The organism is Campylobacter sp. CNRCH_2013_0855 (assembly GCF_025773025.1).
Classification (GTDB): domain Bacteria; phylum Campylobacterota; class Campylobacteria; order Campylobacterales; family Campylobacteraceae; genus Campylobacter_D; species Campylobacter_D jejuni_C.
Genome location: NZ_JAKMTE010000032.1, coordinates 1 through 2,917 on the forward strand (window position 1 = coordinate 1; position 2,917 = coordinate 2,917).

The window sequence follows — 2,917 nt, forward strand, 5'->3', positions numbered from 1 at the left end:
AGAGTTTGCTTAATAAGGAGTCTTGTATTTAAAATTACATACATTAAAAATTATTTTTGATTTTTATATTTACCAACCCATATGCTTTTAAAGCTATTGTGTTGATTGCTTTTAATCTTGTTTTTGTTGTTTTATATTTGTCTTAAGCAAACTCTGGGCAATTAAATTACTTTATATTTAGCTTTTTATCCTTTCTTAATTTATTTTGTCTTATATACTACTTATTATATTTATAAATACAAAGTTCTTATTATAAACAGCCTTAAGCATTATTAATAATATGCAAAGCTAGTAAAACTAAGATTGTTAATGTTATTATTGTTAACTTTGTTATTATTTTCATGATTTAACTTATAGTTTTTATTTTTTAGTTCATTAAATTACAAATATAACTTTTATTTTTATAAGTATTCATATTTAGTTTTTCACACTAACTATTATTAGTTAGTGTGAATTAAACTTACCACCATAAACCTAGTTTTAAAAACATAGTATGAGAAGTAGTATTATCAAATGTAAATGCACCTGCATAGTTTAATGATAAATCAGCATTATCAGCTATAGCATAAGAAAGACCAAGTTGTCCAAAGCCATAATACTTAGAAGTTTCTATTTGAGTGGTAAAATAATTTTGTCCAAGTTTTAAACTTCCTTGCGCATCATTGTATAAATTTACTATAGCTCCTATAGTAATATTAGATCTTATTTTATCACTCCATGGTTTATACCATTTTAAAGCCGCACTTGCATCAATAAAGTTAAATTGCTCACCATTATAATGTTCTTTTAAACCACCCAAGTGTTTTAAAGTAAAGTTTTTATTACTCATACCATAATAGCTTAAACCTATTTCTGGAGATATTCTAGCTATATCTAGGGTATTATAATAATTAGCACCTACTTTTACATCTACACCATAACCATAAGTTTTAGCATCACTATCTATAGTAGCTGTATTGTTTTTATAAGTTTTTTCTATATCGGTTTTAGTATAATCAAGTCTTGTACTAGCACTAATATAATATTGATTAATACCATCTCTTGCTAATACTCCATAATAAGTTAAACCACCATAATAAGTTTTATCATCCAATTTAAGTCTTTGAGTAGCTTGTTCTTTAGAAGCATCTTCATAACCTAAGTAAAAACCAATTGTTCCATAATCATTTGGTAATTCTCTAAAAGACCCACCTATTAAACCTGTAGTATTAGAACTAAGTGATCCTACACTTTTTCCTATTTTAATAGATGAGTGATTATAATAAGGAAGTAAGAAAGTGTGATTTTTTGCATTTGGATTTTTATTAGGGATAAAAATATCTTCTAATTCGGCTAATAAATCAGCATCATTACCATAAGCTTCCCCTTTTTTAGATAATTCCATATCTAATACTTGAGAAAATTCTGTTTGAAAGTTTTTAGTATTTAAATCTCTTAATATATTAGAGATGTTAATATTTCTTAATCTAGCTGAATACACCATAGATTTAGCTAGGGTTTTACCGCTTACTTCATCTAAATCTACATGAGCCATATAACCCCCATTACCTACGCCTACAAAGTTAAAAATACCCGTAGGATCTATAATATTATTACCATCTACACCTAGATTATTATTAGTTTTATCTCCTATTGATTCTCCTTCTTTATTAATAAAGAAAGTATTAGCATCATAAACGATATTTTGTTGAATGTCTTTATTATTAATATAAATACTATCTGCATTAATACCACCTAAATTATTTCCACCTATGATGATAGAATTTTGCAATCTATCTTCTTTTGTTGTATATTCAGGTGCATTAAAATACCAGCCATCTATATTAAGTTTACCACCATTATTGTTTTCCAAATGGTAGCCATTGTTGTTTTTGCCTATAAAGCTTTTAGCACCATAATCACTAGGAAGATTACTTAAAATCATATTACCACTATTAGTAATACCGTTTTTAATCTCTCCTTGATTTGCTATATTTATATTTGCATTTTCTTGATTGTTTATAGTATTAATAATTCCATGAATATAGTTATTGATCTTATCAATCGTTCCACTATTATCTATTTTATCAATAGTGCCTTCATTTTTTATATGTGCTATATTAGCGTTAGCTTTATTATTAATGTCATTGATAAAACCACCATTACCTATAGCAGAGCTAATACTTCCTTCGTTTATAATGCTATCAACTTTACCTGTATTCATAATGATACCTATAGAACTTTGTGTTTGATTTTCTATAGTTTTTATATGAGCTTTTTCACCTTCATTAATGATTTGAGAGATAGTTTGGCTCTCATCTTTGGTTAAAGATGCTTTATTGACTATATTTTCCATAGTATTTTTATTTATAACATAAATCATATTAGAATTATTTGTGATTGTTCCACTAATATTTCCTGTATTATCAACAGAAGCTATATTGCTTGTATTGTCTTGATCAATTGTTATAGTGCCTGAGTTTTTTAAAAATCCTACTTCAGAATGGTTTTTTAAGTTTAAATCTAAAGAGCTTGAATTTTCAACAAGACTTATAGAACTATCATTTAGGTTAATTCCTTTTTCTATGGTTCCATTGTTAATAACACTATCTATATGAGATTTATCTTTTAAATCTATAGAACCTTGAATTTCTTTTTCATTTTTTATAGAACTAGCATAAGAATTATTATTTAAGCTAATATTTCCTGTAATGGTATTTTTATTATTTATAGCTCCATAGATATTAGCTTTGTTATTTAAATTTATATTGCCTTTTATAGTTCCTTCATTTAAGATAGCATCACCTGCTAGATTATAACTAAAGCTACCATCTTGATTAGGTGTTAATGCTGCTATAATAGCACCATCTTGTAAGTCGATCACATTGCCATTATTTACAGAAGTTCCATTATTATTTACACCTATGGTTCCTTTATT

The 2,917-nt window shown here is 26.4% G+C and carries 1 protein-coding gene; it reads right to left on the reverse strand.

Annotated elements, in window-relative coordinates; translation table 11 throughout:
* Positions 1-460: 460 nt before the first annotated feature.
* On the reverse strand, positions 461-2,917 hold a 2,457-nt coding region (locus tag L8X40_RS08210; protein WP_263667667.1), incomplete at its 5' end, for an autotransporter outer membrane beta-barrel domain-containing protein.